This window comes from Mucilaginibacter ginsenosidivorax, assembly GCF_007971525.1.
Lineage (GTDB): Bacteria > Bacteroidota > Bacteroidia > Sphingobacteriales > Sphingobacteriaceae > Mucilaginibacter > Mucilaginibacter ginsenosidivorax.
Genome location: NZ_CP042437.1, coordinates 2871349 through 2890623 on the forward strand (window position 1 = coordinate 2871349; position 19275 = coordinate 2890623).

15 protein-coding genes are annotated in these 19275 nt (G+C 45.0%); 11 read left to right on the plus strand and 4 right to left on the minus strand.

Annotated elements, in window-relative coordinates; genetic code table 11:
• Nucleotides 1-165: 165 nt before the first annotated feature.
• The 5 genes from FSB76_RS11930 to FSB76_RS11950 all read left to right on the plus strand — a co-directional run bounded on the left by FSB76_RS11930 (nucleotide 166) and on the right by FSB76_RS11950 (nucleotide 6262).
• Nucleotides 166-2925: a glycoside hydrolase family 2 TIM barrel-domain containing protein gene (locus FSB76_RS11930; protein ID WP_147053794.1), complete on the plus strand. Its 2760-nt coding sequence runs from the start codon at nucleotides 166-168 to the stop codon at nucleotides 2923-2925.
• A 163-nt stretch (nucleotides 2926-3088) separates the two neighbouring features.
• Nucleotides 3089-3727 (plus strand): O-methyltransferase, encoded by a 639-nt coding sequence (locus tag FSB76_RS11935; RefSeq protein WP_147053795.1) that lies wholly within the window; start codon nucleotides 3089-3091, stop codon nucleotides 3725-3727.
• 3 nt (nucleotides 3728-3730) lie between these two features.
• Nucleotides 3731-4267 (plus strand): glycoside hydrolase family 73 protein, encoded by a 537-nt coding sequence (locus tag FSB76_RS11940; protein ID WP_147053796.1) that lies wholly within the window; start codon nucleotides 3731-3733, stop codon nucleotides 4265-4267.
• Between the two features lie 50 nt (nucleotides 4268-4317).
• Entirely contained in the window at nucleotides 4318-5178 is an 861-nt protein-coding gene (locus tag FSB76_RS11945; RefSeq protein WP_147053797.1) for a glucosaminidase domain-containing protein, read from the plus strand.
• Between the two features lie 325 nt (nucleotides 5179-5503).
• On the plus strand, nucleotides 5504-6262 hold the full coding sequence (locus FSB76_RS11950; protein ID WP_147053798.1) for a peptidase associated/transthyretin-like domain-containing protein: 759 nt from the start codon (nucleotides 5504-5506) through the stop codon (nucleotides 6260-6262).
• Between the two features lie 358 nt (nucleotides 6263-6620).
• Here the strand turns inward: FSB76_RS11950 and FSB76_RS11955 are convergent, their stop codons facing one another.
• Entirely contained in the window at nucleotides 6621-7673 is a 1053-nt protein-coding gene (locus FSB76_RS11955) for a hypothetical protein (RefSeq protein ID WP_225976489.1), read from the minus strand.
• A gap of 127 nt (nucleotides 7674-7800) precedes the next feature.
• On the opposite strand from FSB76_RS11955, the gene FSB76_RS32110 reads away from it, so the two are divergent.
• On the plus strand, nucleotides 7801-7938 hold the full coding sequence (locus FSB76_RS32110) for a hypothetical protein (protein WP_158642887.1): 138 nt from the start codon (nucleotides 7801-7803) through the stop codon (nucleotides 7936-7938).
• Between the two features lie 146 nt (nucleotides 7939-8084).
• Here the strand turns inward: FSB76_RS32110 and rsmA are convergent, their stop codons facing one another.
• Nucleotides 8085-8864 (minus strand): 16S rRNA (adenine(1518)-N(6)/adenine(1519)-N(6))-dimethyltransferase RsmA, encoded by a 780-nt coding sequence (gene rsmA / locus FSB76_RS11960; protein WP_147053799.1) that lies wholly within the window; start codon nucleotides 8862-8864, stop codon nucleotides 8085-8087.
• A 460-nt stretch (nucleotides 8865-9324) separates the two neighbouring features.
• On the opposite strand from rsmA, the gene pdxA reads away from it, so the two are divergent.
• From pdxA to prfH, 5 genes are all read left to right on the plus strand, one after another.
• Nucleotides 9325-10380: a 4-hydroxythreonine-4-phosphate dehydrogenase PdxA gene (gene pdxA, locus FSB76_RS11965; RefSeq protein WP_147053800.1), complete on the plus strand. Its 1056-nt coding sequence runs from the start codon at nucleotides 9325-9327 to the stop codon at nucleotides 10378-10380.
• Between the two features lie 83 nt (nucleotides 10381-10463).
• The gene (locus FSB76_RS11970; RefSeq protein ID WP_147053801.1) at nucleotides 10464-11648 is read left to right on the plus strand and encodes a DUF5009 domain-containing protein; all 1185 of its coding nucleotides are present in this window, start codon (nucleotides 10464-10466) and stop codon (nucleotides 11646-11648) included.
• Between the two features lie 731 nt (nucleotides 11649-12379).
• Nucleotides 12380-13105, plus strand: a complete 726-nt coding sequence (locus FSB76_RS11975) for a hypothetical protein (protein WP_147053802.1) — start codon at nucleotides 12380-12382, stop codon at nucleotides 13103-13105.
• 11 nt (nucleotides 13106-13116) lie between these two features.
• Nucleotides 13117-14517, plus strand: a complete 1401-nt coding sequence (locus FSB76_RS11980; protein ID WP_147053803.1) for an RtcB family protein — start codon at nucleotides 13117-13119, stop codon at nucleotides 14515-14517.
• A 4-nt stretch (nucleotides 14518-14521) separates the two neighbouring features.
• Nucleotides 14522-15136 (plus strand): peptide chain release factor H, encoded by a 615-nt coding sequence (prfH, locus tag FSB76_RS11985; RefSeq protein WP_147053804.1) that lies wholly within the window; start codon nucleotides 14522-14524, stop codon nucleotides 15134-15136.
• A gap of 89 nt (nucleotides 15137-15225) precedes the next feature.
• Here prfH and FSB76_RS11990 read toward each other — a convergent pair whose 3' ends face one another.
• Nucleotides 15226-16770, minus strand: a complete 1545-nt coding sequence (locus FSB76_RS11990) for a carboxylesterase/lipase family protein (protein ID WP_147053805.1) — start codon at nucleotides 16768-16770, stop codon at nucleotides 15226-15228.
• A gap of 146 nt (nucleotides 16771-16916) precedes the next feature.
• Nucleotides 16917-19253: a glycoside hydrolase family 3 protein gene (locus FSB76_RS11995; protein ID WP_192910147.1), complete on the minus strand. Its 2337-nt coding sequence runs from the start codon at nucleotides 19251-19253 to the stop codon at nucleotides 16917-16919.
• Nucleotides 19254-19275 lie beyond the last annotated feature (22 nt).

Consider the following 19275-nt stretch of genomic DNA (forward strand, 5'->3'; position numbering starts at 1 on the left):
TCGAACCAAATTTTTCGGTGCTTTTGATTTTGCACTTTCAGGGCAAATTATTTCCGGGAACGATTGCACAGTTTTATTTGGGGATATTTTTTTTTAATCGCTCAGGAGTAATTAACCTTGTTTACTGATTGAACCTGTGCCATCAATTTCCATACAATCCAAACTATGAAAAAGATACTGCTGCCCTTTTTGTTCATGCTCCTTTGCTTCGATGTGTTTTCGCAGGAAACCATCGTTAAATACCTGTCGGGAACGGATAAAGACCATACCATACCCTGGGATTTTTATTGCACAGGGGGAAGGAAGAGCGGCGTGTGGACAAAGATCGCCGTACCATCGAACTGGGAGTTGCAAGGCTTTGGCACCTATAACTATGGTCATGATAAGGTTAAGGGCAACGAGCAGGGCTTATACAAACATGAGTTTTCTGTGGATAACCTAACCGGCAAAAAGATTTATATCGTTTTTGAAGGATCGATGACCGATACCAAAGTGACCATCAATGGCAAGCAGGCCGGCCCGGTGCACCAGGGTAGTTTTTACCAGTTTAAATATGATATAACCGATTTGGTAAAACCTAACGCACAAAACCTGCTCGAAGTAACGGTTGATAAAACATCGGCAAACTCATCAGTAAATGATGCCGAGCGCCGCAATAGCGACTTTTGGGTTTTCGGTGGAATTTACCGGCCCGTTTACCTGGAAATTGTTCCGGAAACCTTCATTGAACGGATGGCGGTAAACGCGAAGGCAGATGGCTCTTTCCGGTTAGATGTATATGCTCAAAACTTAAAGGGCGATGAGCTGATTGAAGCCCAAATACAAACCCTTAATGGGCAAAAGGTAGGTAAGCCATTTGATGCTAAAACGAACCCGGCGGCCAACCATATTGAATTACAAACCAATTTTGCTAAACCGTTATTATGGAGTGCGGAGTTTCCTAACTTATACCAGGTTGTGGTTGCTTTAAAAAACAAAACGGGCATTGTTCACCGGGTAAAGCAAAAATTTGGCTTTCGTACTGTAGAGCTGCGCACCAACGATGGCCTGTATGTAAACGGTGCAAAAATAATGATGAAAGGTAGCGACAGGCACAGCTTTTGGCCTGAAACCGGGCGTAGCCTGAGCCATGGTGTTCACTTAATGGATGTGAAGCTGATGAAGGAAATGAACATGAACGCAGTTCGCATGTCGCACTACCCGCCCGATCGCGATTTTTTGGATGTTTGCGATTCATTAGGCATATATGTGCTGGATGAGCTTACCGGCTGGCAGGCTAAATACGATACTGTGGTGGGCCGCAAACTGGTTAAAGAGTTGGTAGTACGCGATGTAAACCACCCCTCTATCCTGTTTTGGGATAACGGTAACGAGGGCGGTTTTAACCGGGGGCTTGATAATGACTATGCTTTATATGATCCGCAAAAACGCACCGTGATTCACCCATGGGAAAAGTTTAACGGCACCGATACCAAACATTACCCCGATTACAATTACATGGTTAACGCAGCGGCCAACGGACAGGAAGTTTTCTTCCCCACAGAGTTTATGCACGGCCTGTATGATGGTGGTGCCGCCGCGGGCCTTGATGATTTTTGGGCGCAGATGGTAAAACATCCGCATGGGGCAGGCGGCTTTATCTGGGCGTTTTTAGATGAGGCCGTAATCCGTACCGATAAAAACAACACCTATGATTCTGACGGCAACCACGCCCCTGACGGCATTGTTGGGCCACACCGCGAAAAAGAGGGCAGTTTTTATGCCATAAAAGAGATCTGGTCGCCGGTTTATATCAACCCGCAGCCAATTGATGCCGGTTTTGATGGCAAAATACCTGTCGAAAACCGGTATTCGTTCACCAACCTTAATCAATGTAGTTTTAGGTGGAAACTGGTTAAATTCCCGTCGGCACAAAGTAAAACTACTACCGGTATAGTAACGGCAACCGGTTTACTAAAAACCATTGCGCTTAAACCCGGAGAGCAGGGTACGTTGAACTTAGCGCTGCCTGCATCATGGAAAAAAAATGATGCGCTATACCTAACAGCTTACGGACCCGATAATAAAGAAATATTTACCTGGAGCTGGGCTATTAGCACACCGGCTGCCATTGCCTCCAAAATCGCTGCATCTCCGGCTAAATCGGCTATAAAAACAACTGAGACCGATCAATTATTAACCATCAGGTGCGATGGCATTAGTTATGATTTTGATAAGGTTACCGGGTACATTCAAAAAGTGAGGAAACCGGCAGGCGCAATTTCGTTATCGGGCGGGCCGGTATTGGCAGGTGTTAATACCCAGCTAAAACAGTTTACACATAAAGCCGACGCCGGCAAATATATTGTAGAAGCCGATTACCAGGGCGCGGGCTCGCTACATGTAACCTGGACTTTCGCTTCGGGGCACCCGGTTAAACTGGAGTACCAATACGTACAACAGGGCGATGCCGATTTTATGGGTATCACTTTCAATTATCCCGAAGAAAAAATCACCGGCATAAAATGGCTTGGCCGCGGCCCCTACCGCGTTTGGAAAAACCGCCTGAAAGGCCAGCAGCTTGGTATTTGGCACAAAGCCTATAACAATACCATTACCGGCGAAACCTGGGGATATCCTGAATTTAAAGGCTATCATGCCGAAGTTAACTGGGTAACTATCGAAAATAAGGAGTCGCCGTTCACTGTTTATTCTGCCGATAAAAATACTTACCTGCAAATGCTGCACCCGGCAAGGGAAAAAGACGCGCTGAGCAATAACAATGTGGAGCCGGCTTTTCCTGAAGGAAGTATCGGGTTTTTAAATGCCATTGCTCCCATCGGCACCAAATTTCAACCGGCAAAAGTAATGGGGCCGCAAAGCCAAACCAACCATGCCGGCGGCGAGAAAATAAGCGGAACACTTTGGTTTGATTTTATGCATTAATACCCCCAAATTTACCAAGTGGGCGGCAAAACACCGTTACAAACCAGAGCTTATTTTGCATCTCAACAGTCATTTTCAATCAACCACAAATCACAACTAACTGTATATCAATACACAAACTGCAGTATTGCCGCATTAAAAACAAATTCCTTACCTTTGCGGCATGGATATTCTCCCTATAGCCCTCCAGGCGTACTTAGATGACCATTGCGATCCGGAGCCGGAAGCTTTGCAGCAACTGAACCGCGAAACGCATTTAAAGGTGCTGCGTCCGCATATGTTGTCGGGCCATTACCAGGGGCGGCTGCTTAGTTTTTTGAGCAAACTGGTAGCGCCTAAATGTATCCTGGAGATTGGCACCTTTACCGGCTATTCGGCCATTTGCCTGGCCGAAGGATTGGCAGAGGGAGGCATCCTCCACACCATCGAGGTGAACCGCGAAATGGAGGATATCATCAATTCACACTTTAAACTAACAAATGTTGAAAATAAAATAAAGCTGCATTTTGGGCAGGCAGAGGCCATTATTGCTGATTTACAGGCTGATATTTTCGATTTGGTATTTATTGATGCTGATAAAAAAAATAATTTTACTTACTTTCAATTGGTTTTTGACAAAGTCAGATCCGGAGGATTAATAATAATTGATAACGTTTTGTGGAAAGGAAAGGTGTACGGCCCCGAAAATGATGCCGATACGCAAGGAATTCGCAAACTAAATGACCACATAGCTGTTGATAGCAGGGTAGAAAAACTGATCCTGCCTGTACGCGATGGCTTACTGGTTATCAGAAAAAAATAAATTATGAAGAAAATCTTACTGATTACCACCCTGTTGATTTCAACAATTGCTGCTTCAGCGCAAAAAAACACTTCACAATCTTATATCGAGAAGTTCAAAGATGATGCCATTCGTATTATGCACGAAACCGGCATCCCTGCAAGCATCGTTTTAGGTGTAGCTATGCACGAATCCGGCTGTGGCAACAGCACCATTGCCCAAAGCCTTAACAATCAGTTTGGAGTAAAAGGCGGAGGCAGTGTAGTTTTTATTAAACACAATAAAAAAGTACGTTCATCCTACAAAAAATACGATTCGGTTTTTGATTCATTCCAGGATTTTGCCCGCATCATGACCGAGCGCAAACAATTCAGCCACCTGGCCGATGCGCTTACCCACTATGATTACACCGGCTGGGCAAAAGGCATCCAGCGCAGTGGTTATGCCAGCAGCCGCAAATGGGCAGCGCAGGTTTTAGGTATCATTAAAAAATACGACCTGAACGATTTGGACGAAAACCCTGCAACACAGCCTAAAGAATTAGCAGAAGCCAAACAATAAACCTATTTTGGCATTTTAATAAAAATGCCAAATACCACAGGTTTAGCTGTATGAATAAAACGTGTTACTTTTTTTTAATTGGTGTTATTTGTTTTAGCTCCTGCTCGGCACGCAAAACAGTATCATCTTCAAAAAACTCCAAGAATTCTATCTCCAACCGCGATGCACATCGCAACAACAGCAATATCCAAAAAGCCAACAGCGCTTCTATGGCGGGCTATAAATCGCTGTCGAGTTTAGATTATATTGATCGTTTTAAGGCCATTGCCATACAGGAAATGAACCAGTATGGCATTCCTGCCAGTATTACACTTGCCCAGGGGCTGTTTGAATCGGGCGCCGGCAACAGCGATCTGGCCCGCATTGCCAACAACCATTTTGGCATAAAATGCACTGCCGACTGGAAAGGAAAAAGCTATTATAAAGATGACGACCAGGTGAACGATTGTTTCAGGGTGTATGATAACCCCGAAGATTCGTTCCGCGACCACTCCACCTTTTTAAAACGTAAAAACTACGCCAAACTATTTGAGCTGGATAAAAACGATTATGAAGGCTGGGCCCGCGGTTTGAAGGCAGCCGGCTATGCTACCAACCCCAAATATCCTGAACTACTGATAAACCTTATTGTAAAATACAACCTGGACCAGTATGATCGTGCCGAAGGTGAAGCAGCCAAAATAAAACGCGAAGACCGTGTACTATCGCAAATTAATGACAACATTGGCAAAGCCAATACAGATACCCTTACCAAAACCAAACCCGACGATAAGATATACACCGTAAAACAGGGCGATACACTATACAACATATCTAAACGTTTTGGTATAACTGTTGACGAGCTAAAAGCGTTAAACAGTATACCAGATAATAATATCCACATTGGGCAAAAACTGGTGGTAGTGAAATAGAATCAAGAAATTAGAGTCAAGAATCAAGACAAAAGCAAAAAAGCACCGTCATTGCGAGTGCCCATCAGGTAAAACCTGAAAAAAATGAGAATGACGTGCAACGAAATATAGTTAAATTAATGTCCTAAGCTACCGTCATTGCGAGGTACGAAGCAATCCCGAACTATGTGGGACTTAGCACGTCGGGGATTGCTTCGTACCTCGAAATGACGGACGGAAAAAAGTCTTAACTCTTGATTCTCGCCTCTTGATTCTTTCCCTTAAAAGTTAATTGTTGTTAAAAAAAACGGCTAATTAAAGCCTAAAGTTTATTTTTGGCGCCACAATGAAAAAATGGTTGTTCCTGTTTATCTGCATGTTATCTATACGGACTTTTGCACAGCAAAAGCAGGTAGAGGGCATTGTGTTTGATAAAGACAGCAAAGACCGTATTGCCAAGGTAAATATTGTGAACGCCACTACGGGCAAATCTTTTTACAACAACCTTAAGGGCGAATTTACCATAGATGCCCAGCCGGGCGATATGCTGATATTTATAAAGGCCGATCATTACAGCGATACCCTGAAGGTACAAAGCAGTAATGCCATGGCCGTTTATATGAAGCGGTCGGCCATCATGCTCAGGGAGGTATACATCCGCGATACGCTGCTCACGCCCGAAAAGCAATTTGCAGCCACCAAACGCGATTTTACTAAAATTTACGGATCGGAATATAGCCAAAGCCTGTTGTCTGTTGCGCCCGGCCTTGGGGCGGGTATTGGTATTGATGCCCTGTACAATGCCTTTAGCCGCAGTGGCCGCAACGCCGCTAAGTTACGCGCAACCATCGAGGAAGATTACCACCAGCGTGAGATTGATTTCCGTTTTAACCGCGCGTTTGTGGCCAGCGTAACCCGCCTTAAAGATCAGCAGCTTACCGATTTTATGCAGCGCTACCGCCCCGGCTACTTCCTGGTAAAAACTGCTACCGATTACGAGTTTATCACCAGCATAAAAACCAACTTGCGCCGGTTTATGCGTTCGCCCCGTAAATCATCGTATACGCTGGCTCCGTTAATTACGCCCGCGGTAACCAATAATTAAAGTTTTTTTAATAGCGGGTTACTTATGCCGAGAAATCTCTTTTAACTTTTTACTGGTGCTTGTAATGTTCCAAAAGGGTAGCCCCTAAGGGGCAATGTCATTAAGTTAAACAATTGACAGGATGCTCCAGAGGAGCAAAAGCTTTGTAGCATAAATGAATTAACGTTTTTGCGTGCCAGAGGTACGCCACCTAACGTTCCGTACCTCTGGCACGGGAAGCTCATTTTGATATTTTTACTACAAAGCTTTTCCCCCGCTGGGGGAGAAAATCCTTAACTTAATGACATTGCCCCGTAGGGGCTACCTTTTTACCAACAAATCTTAAAGGCAATTTCCCTGGTTACTTACACCGGTTATGTTAAATCTTTTTAAATTTTATCACGTTATCCTGCTCCCATACGCAAAGCATTTGATTGCTGCCCAGCGGGATAGATTTTAAGAAACCACCTTTGCCTACCATAACGGCATTTTTATTGGAGGCCGATAAAACCTTTAGCGTATCATTCTCCTGATATGAAATTATAGTTTTGGTACCGGCCGCGGCAATGGCGCAATTTCGGCCTTTGCCTATCAGTATTTCCGATCCGCCCGGCTGCGCATAAAAAATCTCCCCTTTACGTTGCCACACGGTATGGATGCTATTTGCTTCGTCAACAACAATGCCGCCGCCATCCATAGGACAGCCATTAAGCGCCCAGGTATTGGTACCCATTTTTTGGGCCGGTTGAAAAACCTTGCCACCATCTACAGATTTGGTTACATACAAATCCCTCGATCCATTCAACCAGTTTCTGAACATAATGGCCACTTCCTGCCCATGTACCGCGATGCTGGGCTTGCAGCACTCGCACACATGCCCATCCGGCGATTGATAGGCTAATATATTTTTTGACCAGCCGGTGCCTTTGGCCGCCAAGCCCGAAAAATAAACCTGGTTCCTGTGCCCCGTCCGGGTATCCAGCCAAACGGCATAAAAATTATCTTTTTTATCTGCGGCTATGCCCATCAGCCCTTCGGGCGCCGATTGATTAATATCATTTATTACACCCATCATTTCCCATTTTGAAGAGGAGTGTTTTAACCGGAACCAGTGGATATTACCCGATTTATCCATTGCCGTAATCACCGAATAATTGGCCGAACTGGCCAGCTGCGGCCCTCTTGACATGCCCAAATGCATGTTTGTTATATGCCCCACCAGCGCCGGTTTTGAAAACGAGACTCCCTGATTAACAGATGTAGCGCAAAAAATATTATCCTTATCGCCAAATACTATCCTGATGATGCCCTTACCGTCGGCGCTAACCTCTGGCTGGCTTCCGGTTGATATAGCGCCTTCTGCCGCAAGTGCTTTAATGGCTGGCGCTAATAATATAATCCCGAGGAGGACAGACAGCAATGCTTTTTTCATAATTAATTTTTAAATGAGAATGGTTTACCCTGGTAGTTGGTAACTGGTATTAACAACGTTATAGCATGTCAAATATACCCAAATGATTGAACTTATAATTTGCTTATATTGGTCATTTACCATCCCTATGAAAACAAATACCTGTTTTATCGCCCTGATGTTTTTGGGTGCCCAACTGCTATCAGCGCAAACAAACCAGCAAAAAATAAATGCAGCTATAAAAACCAGTCAGCAGGCAGTTTTGACGAATACCTCAACTTTGTAGCAATCGCTAATGAAACGATGCAGTAGTTTTGCACCTGTTCTTTCTGACATTTACCTGTTCGAATTGGTTACTCATCGTGTCGGTTTAAGTTGGTTAATTTGAGGGGGTATGGCACCAATTTTCATTCGAAGTAATCAAGGGTACATTTACCTCGCCGCCATCACCTCATTCGTCAGCTTTACAAAATCATCCACGCTCAGGCGCTCGGCGCGTAGGTCAAGCGTCGGGTTTTCGGTCATTTTTTCTTTGTTGATGAGGGATGATATGGCGTTACGCAGGGTTTTGCGGCGCTGGTTGAAACCGGCTTTTACAATTTGCCAGAATAGTTTTTCGTCGCAGTTGAGGTTTGCGGCCTGGTTGCGGGTAAGGCGGATAACAGCCGAGAGCACCTTGGGCGGCGGATTAAATACGCCGGCTTTTACGGTAAACAAATATTCTACCTTATAATAGGCCTGCAAAAACACACTCAGGATGCCGTACTCTTTACTGCCCGGTTTGGCGGCGCAGCGTTCGGCCACTTCTTTCTGGAACATGCCCACTACCTCGATAACCTGGCTGCGGTTATCCAACACCTTAAAAAGTATTTGCGACGAAATATTATAAGGAAAATTACCAATGATAGCAAAGGGCTTATCGGTAACGGTTTTAAAATCCATTTCCAAAAAGTCGGCATTCATGAGGCGGGTACCCAGCTGGGGGTATTTCTTTTTAAGGTATTGTACTGATTCATCGTCGATATCGATCACCGAGGTTTCATAGTCTGTTTTGAGCAATAAAAAGTCTGTTAGTACACCCATGCCAGGGCCAACTTCCAGCACATTGGTAAACCTGCCTTCGGGTTTCAGGCTGTCTACAATTTTGGCTGCAATATTTTTATCGGTTAAAAAGTGTTGCCCTAAATGTTTTTTTGCCCTTACCAATGTCATTATCTGTCAAATATTTGAGCAAATTACGTGATATTTGCGCATTGATTGGGAACAAATGTTTTATTTGCGGGCGGAAAGAGGTGAAAGGCGAAAGGTAAAAGGCAAAAGGCTCACGTCAAAAAGTGGTAAAACGCGAAGGGCAAAGGGTGAAAAGCAGGAATTGGAACCGGATAACAAGCTGTAATTCTGAAAATTCTAAAATCCTGCAAATTCTGATTCGGACAGGTTGCGTTAGGGATTGAAGTGGATACCGGCTTGTAGAAGAAGAATTAAGAGTTAAGAGTCAAGAATCAAGACAGGAACAAAAAATTGTTAAACCGGCATTCTGTAAATTCAAAAATTCGGAGAATTCTGGTTCAGACAAAATAAACCAATATAAATTCAATCACCGATCAATCAGTGAAATCACCTCCAAATAATAGGTGAAATCATAAAATAATAGGTGAAATCATAAAAAATCATGAGCGATAAAATAAAAGTAGGCATTAGCATAGGCGACGTTAACGGGATAGGTTTAGAGATAATTATTAAAACCCTGGCCGATAGTAAAATTTATGATTATTGTACGCCTATTGTTTATGGCCATACCAAGGTGGCATCGTTTCACCGCAGGGCTACCAGCGTTGCCGAGTTGAATTTCCAGGTAATTAACGACCCATCGCAAACACAGCATAAAAAACCCAACATGATTAATTGCTGGGAAGAAGATGTAAAAATTGAACCCGGTATGGTTACCGAAGCCGGTGGTAAATACGCATTTATATCATTAGAGCGTGCTACGTACGATTTAAAAGAGGGCTATATTGATGCCCTGGTTACCGCGCCTATTAATAAGGATAACATACAGAGCGATAAATTTAACTTCCCCGGCCATACCGAGTATTTGCAGGAGCGTGACGGCGCTGCCGAATCGTTAATGTTTTTGGTGAGCGATACCTTGCGTGTTGGTGTGGTTACCGGCCATATCCCGGTATCAAAAATATCTGAAAGTATTACTGTTGATAAAATTGTGGCCAAGCTTAAGCTGATGAACCACAGTTTGCAAAATGATTTCTGGATACGCAAACCCAAAATTGCCGTGCTGGGGCTAAACCCGCATGCCAGCGATAACGGTTTAATTGGTCACGAAGAAAAGGACACCATTATACCGGCTATTGAACTTGCCCGCGATAACGACGTACTGGCTTTTGGCCCCTACCCTGCCGATGGTTTTTTTGCCAATGGCACTTACCTGCAATTTGATGCTGTGCTGGCTATGTATCACGACCAGGGGCTGATCCCTTTTAAACAAATTGCTTTTGAATCGGGGGTGAATTTTACAGCGGGATTAAAATTTGTGCGTACATCACCAGATCATGGTACCGCTTATGATATTGCCGGTAAAAACCAGGCATCGGAGGTATCGTTCCGCGAAGCTTTATTTACTGCCATTCATATAGTTAAGCATCGCCGCGAAACGCTCGAGCTGAACGAAAATCCGTTGGCTTTTAGCAAACTGAGCCGAGACAGGGACTAAAAAAACCATTGAGTAACCATAATGTTTCAAATTAATTGCCGTTTAGTTAAAACATTTGCTTTACTAATGCATTTACTCCCTTAATGAATACTTTCCCGGACCGGATACGCTCCATTGATGCTTTTCGTGCCTTTACGATGCTGCTCATGATTTTTGTGAATGATCTTGACGGTATTCCGGGTACGCCTCAATGGCTCAAGCACGTTGCCGAAAACGCTGACGGATTGGGTTTGGCAGATACTATTTTCCCTGCTTTTTTATTTATTGTAGGCTTATCTATTCCCTTCGCATTTCAAAACAGGTTAAAAACGGGTAACTATAAATTATTGTCGCGCATAGCCAGCCGGTCGTTGGCACTGGTGTTTATTGGTTTTTTTCACGCCAATATGGAAACCTATAATGAGGCTGCCACCGCCCTGCCCAAGCCGGTATGGGAAAGCCTGGTTACCTTTAGCTTCTTTTTTATATTTTTAGATTACGGCAAAGAAACCAGCAACCTGAAACGTTACCTGCTACAGGGTTTTGGTATAGCGTTGCTGATAGCCATGTCGGCCCTGTACCGTACAACAGATCCGGGGCATACCTGGCTGCATTTTACATGGTGGGGTATCCTGGGCCTCATAGGCTGGAGCTACCTGGTATGTGCGCTTATTTACTATTACTCGGGCGGGCATTTATGGATACAGGCCACCGCCTGGATATTTTTCATGATGTTTAACCTGGATGTGCACTTTGGGTTCCTGAATTTTTTAGAACCTGTACAAAAATACGTTTGGATAGCAGGCAATGGCGCCATGCAGGCCTTTACCATGGCCGGGGTGTTTGTATCGGTGCTGTACATGCGCCTTAAGGCCAACAACGAGCTTAAAATGTTATGGGCGGCGCTTATCCTTATAGCCATTATATTGTTTAACCTGGGCTTTATTGTGCGCTACTTTAGCGGCGGCATTAATAAAACAAGGGATACTCCTTCGTGGGTTTTAATTTGCACCGGCATCAGCCTTATAGCCTATGCCATATTTATTTTTGTGGTTGATTTTAAGCACAAATACAACTGGTTTAAAATTATTGAACCGGCAGGCACCAACACCTTTACCTGCTATATTGTACCCTTTATATTTTATCCGCTATATGAAATGAGCAATATTGGCTACCCCGAGTACCTGAGCCAGGGCACCGGCGGGCTTATTAAGTGTATTGTTTTTGCCTTTGTAATGGTATGGCTTACCGGGCTGTTGGATAAGATAAATGTAAGGCTGAAGATTTAGTGTTAAGCCTTGAGTACTAAGTATTGAGCCCGAAGCCATAAGTCGAAGATTTTTGATTTAGAACCTGGCTAAATTCGGTTTACTAATGCATTTATGCTTCTAATGAATGGATAACTATTTAGCATGTCGGTTACGACTCACCCGGTCGAGGCTACGCCCGACCACCCTCTCTCCGGCTGAAGCCGCAAAGAGGGTTTGGGAAATTTGCAGTTAATAAATAATTGATTATTAAATAATTAAATATAAAAAACCTCTTCCCACCACAGGTGAAGAGTGGGTGGTCGGGCGTAGCCTCGACCGGGTGAGTCTTAGCCAGCATTCAAGCGAATGTGTTGTAAATTCCAATACATGATGCCCGGTACGAGGCAATAACGATCATACCACCTGCCCCGCTCATTCATCGCGGTTGATTTTATTTCTTCTTCTTTTCAAAAAATAATTGCACATTTGCAGCAATTCCTTAATTGTTAACCCATAATAATCAGGAATCATGACGCAGAGTATCTCATCCATATCCCATTAGTGCGCTACCTGAAACAGGTGGACAGCAATCCTTTTTTACTGAAATAGCATTTTGTAATTGTCGTTTTTTTAACGCCTCAGGGTTTTGCATGTCGCCGGATTTTTAAGTTTCGTGGTTTGCTGCAATTTCAAAATGGGTATATCCGCCACGGCGGATGAACTTTTGAAAATCATAAACAGATTGGCAAAAAATTAAACGAACAAGTCCGATGGACATGCATGATTGGCCGTACATTAAAAAGTCGGCCCGGAGAAAGAAACGGCTCGTAAAAAAAGATTTCGATAAAAAATTGATCGGGCTGGATAAACAGCGTGACATATTGTGGGCAACAAAGTATAAGTTGCCTATGGTACCATTAGAAAGGCCTTACCAAAGTGGCTGGAAACGGCTGTTTGCTTTGCGTGGTGATATCTTACGCAGCGCTAAGGGAGAATTTTACCAAACCCTGCTCAAAAAGATTAATACCGTTCAATATCATCATGACCGCGCTTTCAAAAAGAGAAAAAGAAAGCGAGGGAAATATGTGTATTCTGAAAAGCCGCAGATTTTGCGAGTAATTGACGAATACGATTGGCTACGCAACACCCTTAAGTTAACTGATAAGGAAAAAGTCCTTTTCAGTCCGAAAGAAACATGGTCAGTCAGGAAAAAAGCGCTGATAACCGAATATCACTTTCTAGAGACCTGGCGGTTTGTGTTAGTTGTAAAACCCCATATAATATATGAGAAAAAGCAACACGATGAATTGCTGGAAAAGGAGATCAAGCAAATCGAAAACAGGATTAACCGCGAAAACCTACAACCACGAATGTCGAAGCTGGTTGGCGGTAGCCGGTACAAATATTGGAAGTGGCGTGACGAACCTGAAAAATACAAGAACGAATTAAAAAACAAACCCGTGTATACCTTACAAGAGGAATACATGGGCTATTAAACAGCACCCTTATGGGCAATTTAAAAACAAAAGAATTAGATAAAATAGGCTACACAGGCGATGCATTAAAAAGCCTCGCCATCAATGCTGTAGCCAGGCACTATAAGCACAGCAATAAAGCCGATGTAATGGCATTATTAACAGCTGTGCGGGATAACCCGGCTGCCTATACCGCCGATGACCGGCTACAAAAAATAGCGGAAGCATTTATTGAGGCTGAGGCAGAACCGGCCTTAAAAACATTTAAGCTGATGGACGAGCCCGCCCCTATTAAAATTTATGGGGCTGATGAAATTGAAGAGATAGCCAAAAAGCAAATGACCCTGGCACTGTCATTACCCATCAGTATCCGTGGTGCCTTAATGCCCGATGCACACAGCGGCTATGGCTTGCCCATTGGGGGCGTGTTGGCCACCCGCAACGCGGTGATTCCCTACGGGGTAGGTATGGATATTGGCTGCCGTATGGCCCTAACTATTATTGATGCCGATGAAAAGTTCATGAAAAGGTATGATCATCAAATTAAACAGGCGATAGGCAAATGGACACATTTTGGCATGGAAGGTAGCCTGCCTGTACCCCAGGACCATGAGGTATTGGATAGCCCCCTATTTAATGAAACGCCACTGCTTAAAAAGCTGCGCGGCAAGGCCGAGCAGCAGTTAGGTACATCGGGCGGCGGCAACCATTTTGTGGAGTTTGGTGCGATAGAACTGGCCCAAAACAACGCGACGGGCTTACCCGCTAAAACCTATATGGCCTTGCTTACCCATTCGGGCAGCCGTGGGCTGGGCGCAAATATTGCCCGCCATTATACACAGGTGGCCATGAATACCTGCAAGCTTCCGCGCGAAGCGCAGCCCCTGGCCTGGCTTGATCTGGATACCGAAGCCGGGCAGGAGTATTGGTTAAGCATGACCCTGGCCGGCAATTATGCCAAAGCCTGTCACGACCGGATACATAGCAACCTGTTAAAAAGCCTTGGACTAAAAACGCTTTGCAAGATAGAAAACCATCACAATTTTGCCTGGAAAGACAAACTTGCAGATGGCACCGAAGCCATCATTCACCGTAAAGGGGCAACGCCTGCACATGTTGGCGAGTTGGGCATCATCCCCGGCAGTATGGCAACTCCTGCTTATTTGGTAATGGGTAAGGGTAATGCTGATGCCTTATACTCGGCATCGCATGGTGCCGGCCGGGCCATGAGCAGGCATGACGCCAGAGGCAGCACCACCAAATCGGCCATGAAAAAAATGCTGGCCGGGGCTGATGTAACGTTGATTGATGGCAGCATTGAGGAGAACCCGGCAGCTTATAAGGATATTGAATTGGTAATGAATGCTCAAACCGAACTGGTTGCCATACAGGGCAAATTTTGGCCGCGCATAGTACGCATGAATAAAGAATAGTAAAATGAAAAAATTAATCATACAAATAACAGCAGGCAAAGGCCCCCTGGAGTGTTGCCTGGTTGTAGCCAAAGTACAGGATTTGATGCTGAAACAGGCCTCGGGTGCCGGGCTGGATTTATCGGTGATAGAAAACAAAAAGGCAGAATTAAATAACACGTTATTATCATCAACACTCCTGTTACAAGGCGACAATGCTGATGAATTTATAAACGAATGGAACGGCACCGTACAATGGATAGCGCAAAGCCCGTACCGCAAATTCCACAAGCGCAAAAACTGGTTTGTTGGGGTGGGTATTTTTAGTGTGGGCGAGCAGGCAAAGTTTAATCCTAACGATGTAAAGTTTGAAACCCTGCGTGCATCGGGCCCCGGAGGGCAAAATGTAAACAAGGTAGAAACAGCGGTACGGGGGACGCATATACCCACAGGGTTGCAAGTATTAGTTATGGACAGCCGCTCGCAATTACAAAATAAAAAACTTTGTGCCGAACGCCTGGAGGCTAAGCTAATGGCTATGCAGGCCGAAAAGCAGATAGCGCAACTGGAAAGTCAATGGCTGGCACACCACTCCCTTGAGCGGGGCAACCCGGTGAAAGTAATCAGGGCGGCATTGTAAGGCGCATCCAACTGCTAAACGTTAAACCCGGATAACATCGCCCAGACTTCCGAAGTTTAAAAAACTTCGGAAGTATTCTTACTGCTAACTCATTTTGCTCCCATCAACCCAACCATAAAATCTAAAGCGGCTTTATCAGGTAGCGGCTTGGCAGCCGGCGTTTCGCCTAGTATCATTATCTGAGCATCGGTGGTGTTATAGGTGGGCCATGGCGGTAAACCGGCTCCATTTGGATTGCCGGTTTTGGCAAAATTTGTCCAGTAGGTGGATATCGTTGTGGCCAATTGCTGGTCGATTGGCTCCCACGGGCGGTTCAGGAATTTAAGGTTATCATAAGCATAAGCCACCTCACCGGTATGGAATGCGCCGTATTTTACAAAATCGGCCGCGGCAGGCAGGCGGCGGGTAAACCGGTAAACATATACTTTTGCCTGCTTTTTACCACTCTGCACATTTGCCCATGTATAATTTTGAACGCCGAAAATTTGATCGCGGCTGATATTGATCTGCGACCTCGCAGCTTCAGCGTCCGTCTCACCGGGATAATGCTGTAAAAAAGCCGTAGCCTTTTCGCCGTATTGTTCGGCTATCTGCTTGTTGTATTCTTCGGCGGTTTTTAATTTACCAACAAAGGCATCATCTTCATTCCAGCCGGTAAGTAATGCTACGTGGTTTTCTTTGTTCGCTGTAAAAGTACCTGCAATGGTTTCGGGCAATACATAACCATCAACAATGGGGCGCGCCTGCCATTTATTAAGCAAATCTTCGGCAGGAATATTCCGCATATCAGCAATGGAGTTTGCTTTCAATTGCTGTGCTAATTTCAATCCGCTTTGTTCGGCCTCCTGTAATGTTGGCGATCCGAACTGGCCACTAATAAACATGGCTCCACTTTCGGCGATAGCCTTTTGAAACGATCCCTTTGCTAAAGGCGAGGCTACTAAACAATTTACGCTCATGGCACCCGCCGACTGTCCGGCTATGGTAACATTACCAGGATCGCCGCCAAAATTTTTGATGTTTTGTTTTACCCACTTAAGCGCCGCCAGCTGATCCATCAAACCGTAATTACCAGAGGCGTTGTGGCCCGACTCTTTACTAAGTTCCGGATGGGCGAAAAAACCAAAAATCCCGACCCTATAATTAATCACTACAAAAACAACTCCTTTTTTGGCTGTTGCTTCGCCATCGTAAATAGGGCAAGCCGCTCCACCCGATCCAAAACCACCTCCATAAATATACACCAGCACCGGCTTTTTATCAGCGGATGATTTGGCATTGGTCCATACGTTCAGGTACAGGCAATCCTCGCTGATGGGCTGATAGGGAATCAAAAACTCGCGGGTATAAACACCAAACTCATCTGGTTTTGGCTGTATAGGGCTGGCCGAAAAGGTGGTACATTGTTTAACACCGCCCCATGGTGTCACGGGCTTAGGTTCTTTCCAGCGCAAACTACCAACCGGCGGGGCGGCAAATGGGATGCCTTTGAATATATGAACAGTGCCATCGGTGTTAGTGCTGCCTGATACCAAGCCGGCGTCGGTTTTTACCGTGTTGAGGCTAGTGCTTTGTGCATAGCATATGGCGCTACTTGCAAATATCAATAAAAACAATGCAAAATGATTTTTCATATAGATTTTATTTATACCATGTTTTCAACTGTTACAATTCCGCCATTACAAGGTACGAAGCAATCCTCTACATACTTGTCTTACGTAGTTCGGGATTGCTTCGTACCTCGCAATGACGGTAGTTTGGAATATTCGTTTAACCCCCATTACGGCTTTACACTCACCTTATATTTTGCCGTGCGGGCATCGCTGATAACACCTTTCCAGTTTAAACCGAAACCAAAATCATATACGTGGCCCTGGTCGTCGGTATAGCATTTCATGTCATGGGGTACATCTTCAAACTGTTGCTCTACGGTTTTCATATCTACAGGCATTTGCAGCGGTAATAATGCCGATGGTTCGGTTTTACCGGTGAGGATATCTAATGTGGCCTGGCCCTGTACGCCAAAATCTACCACTATAGCATTCGCGTTTTTTTCAAATTCAGAGAACACCATGGGGTTGGCCATATTTACCGATACAATAACGGGCTTGCCTTTCATTTTTGCATAGGTATCATTCACCATTGCCAGGTCGGTAACGTTAATGGCTGTTGCTGATTTATCCTTGTAGGTTCGGTTGGTAAATTTTTCTAACGGATCGCCACCGGCTATACTTGTGGCGCGGGCATCAACCGCTTTATACTCGCCATATTGCAGACTGATTGGCACATAACCCGTGCCGCCGTTTTTGGCATCCTGGCTATTGTAACCACCACCGCTATTAGGGCTGCTGATAAATACCAGGGCATAATCGGCCTCTTCGGGACTTTCGGTTACTTTAAAATATTTTTTTACTGTTTCCATATTAACCGGGTATTCTAATTTCTCGGGAGTTTCCATTCCCAGGAAATTACGCCCGGCCGGCGTGAATTTTTTAGGTACGTAAACAGTTTTGCCTGTTTGCAAGGGCAATACATTCCCTTTATTTTTAAGCATAACTATTGATTTAAGCTGAGCGACATAACCCGCATTCATAAATTCGGGATTGCCTACCACAGCTTTGGTATCTTCGGGATCTAAATATGGGTTTTCAAACAAACCTGTCCTGAATATATTGCGCAGCAAGCGTACAGCCGATTGCTCAAACCTTGCGCGCATAAAAGTTTCTCCATGATCTTTCACGCCCATTTGGTAAGCAGCAATCACTGGTGCAACCTCGTTGTTACCACCAAACTGATCAACACCGGCCATCAATATTTTATAATGGCGCTGCGCCACAGATAAGCCCTCTACCCCCCATGACTTTCCCGACAGGAAAACATCTACAGCGGTTTCGTCGCCGGTAACCAGCCAATCTGTACAAACAACACCGTCAAATTTGTATTTTTTGCGCAGCAGGTCGTTAATAATATACGAGTTATAGTTGTTGGCAACATTCTCTTTGTTTTTGGTATCCTGGTTAAAGGATATGGTATAGTAGGGCATAACCGAGGCAGCCATACCGGTTTTTCCATTCAGCTTAAAAGCCCCCTCAGTAAAGGGGATTAAATGCTGCTTAAAATTATTACCTGGATAAACCGCGTATTTACCATAACCATAATGCGCATCGCGGCCGCCTTCGCCTGCGCCACCGCCCGGCCAGTGTTTTACCATGGCGTTAACGCTGCCATAGCCCCAGCCGCCGTTAATTTCTTTATTGCCGGTAGATGCCTGGAAGCCATCAATGTAGCCCCGGGCCATATCAGCAGACAATTGCGGATCTTCGCCAAAAGTGCCGCTTACACGGGCCCAGCGGGGCTCGGTAGCAATGTCAACCTGTGGTGATAGCGCGGTGGCAATACCCAGGGCCCTGTATTCCAAAGCCGCTATATGGCCAAAGTTTTCAACCACCTTTGGATCAAATGTGGCCGCAAAACCCAACGAGCCTGGCCACATAGAGATAGCCCCACCCGCACCGGCGTTGTACTCGGCAGTGGCAACGGTTCCGTGGCGCGGATCGGAACTGTTATTGTTGGGGATACCCAATCCTAAGCCTTCAACAAATGCCTGGGCGTTATTATTCCATTTTGCTGCAATCTCGGGGGTTTGTACCGATGTAATAAGCACATGGCGTACATTATCTTTTTCTAAAAACTGTTTCTGTTGGTCGGATAGATCATAGGGGCTGGCACCACTCTCGGCAAATACCTTGCCGCCATAAGTACCTTTAAATGGGCCTGCGGGTGCTGCCGGTATGGGTTGGTGCCTGCTGTATAGCATCAGTCCGGCAATTTGCTCCACACTCATTTGCGATGCCAGGTCTTTGGCCCGCACATCAACAGGCAAACGCCAGTCTTCATACTTATCCAACTTACCGTTTTTATTCAGATCTTTAAAAGCCAGGCCATCAACCGTCAATATCTTTACGCCCGATGTGGTGGCATAACCCAGCTGTTGCCCGCCAGTATTGCTTACAAAAACAATATCGCCCGATTTTTTCTCCGTCCATTTAGTTTGGGCCATAGCGCCAGTTGCAGGCAGCAGCGAGAGCAACGCGATAAATTTGAATTGATTTGCCATGAAGATTGTAATTGGTGTATGT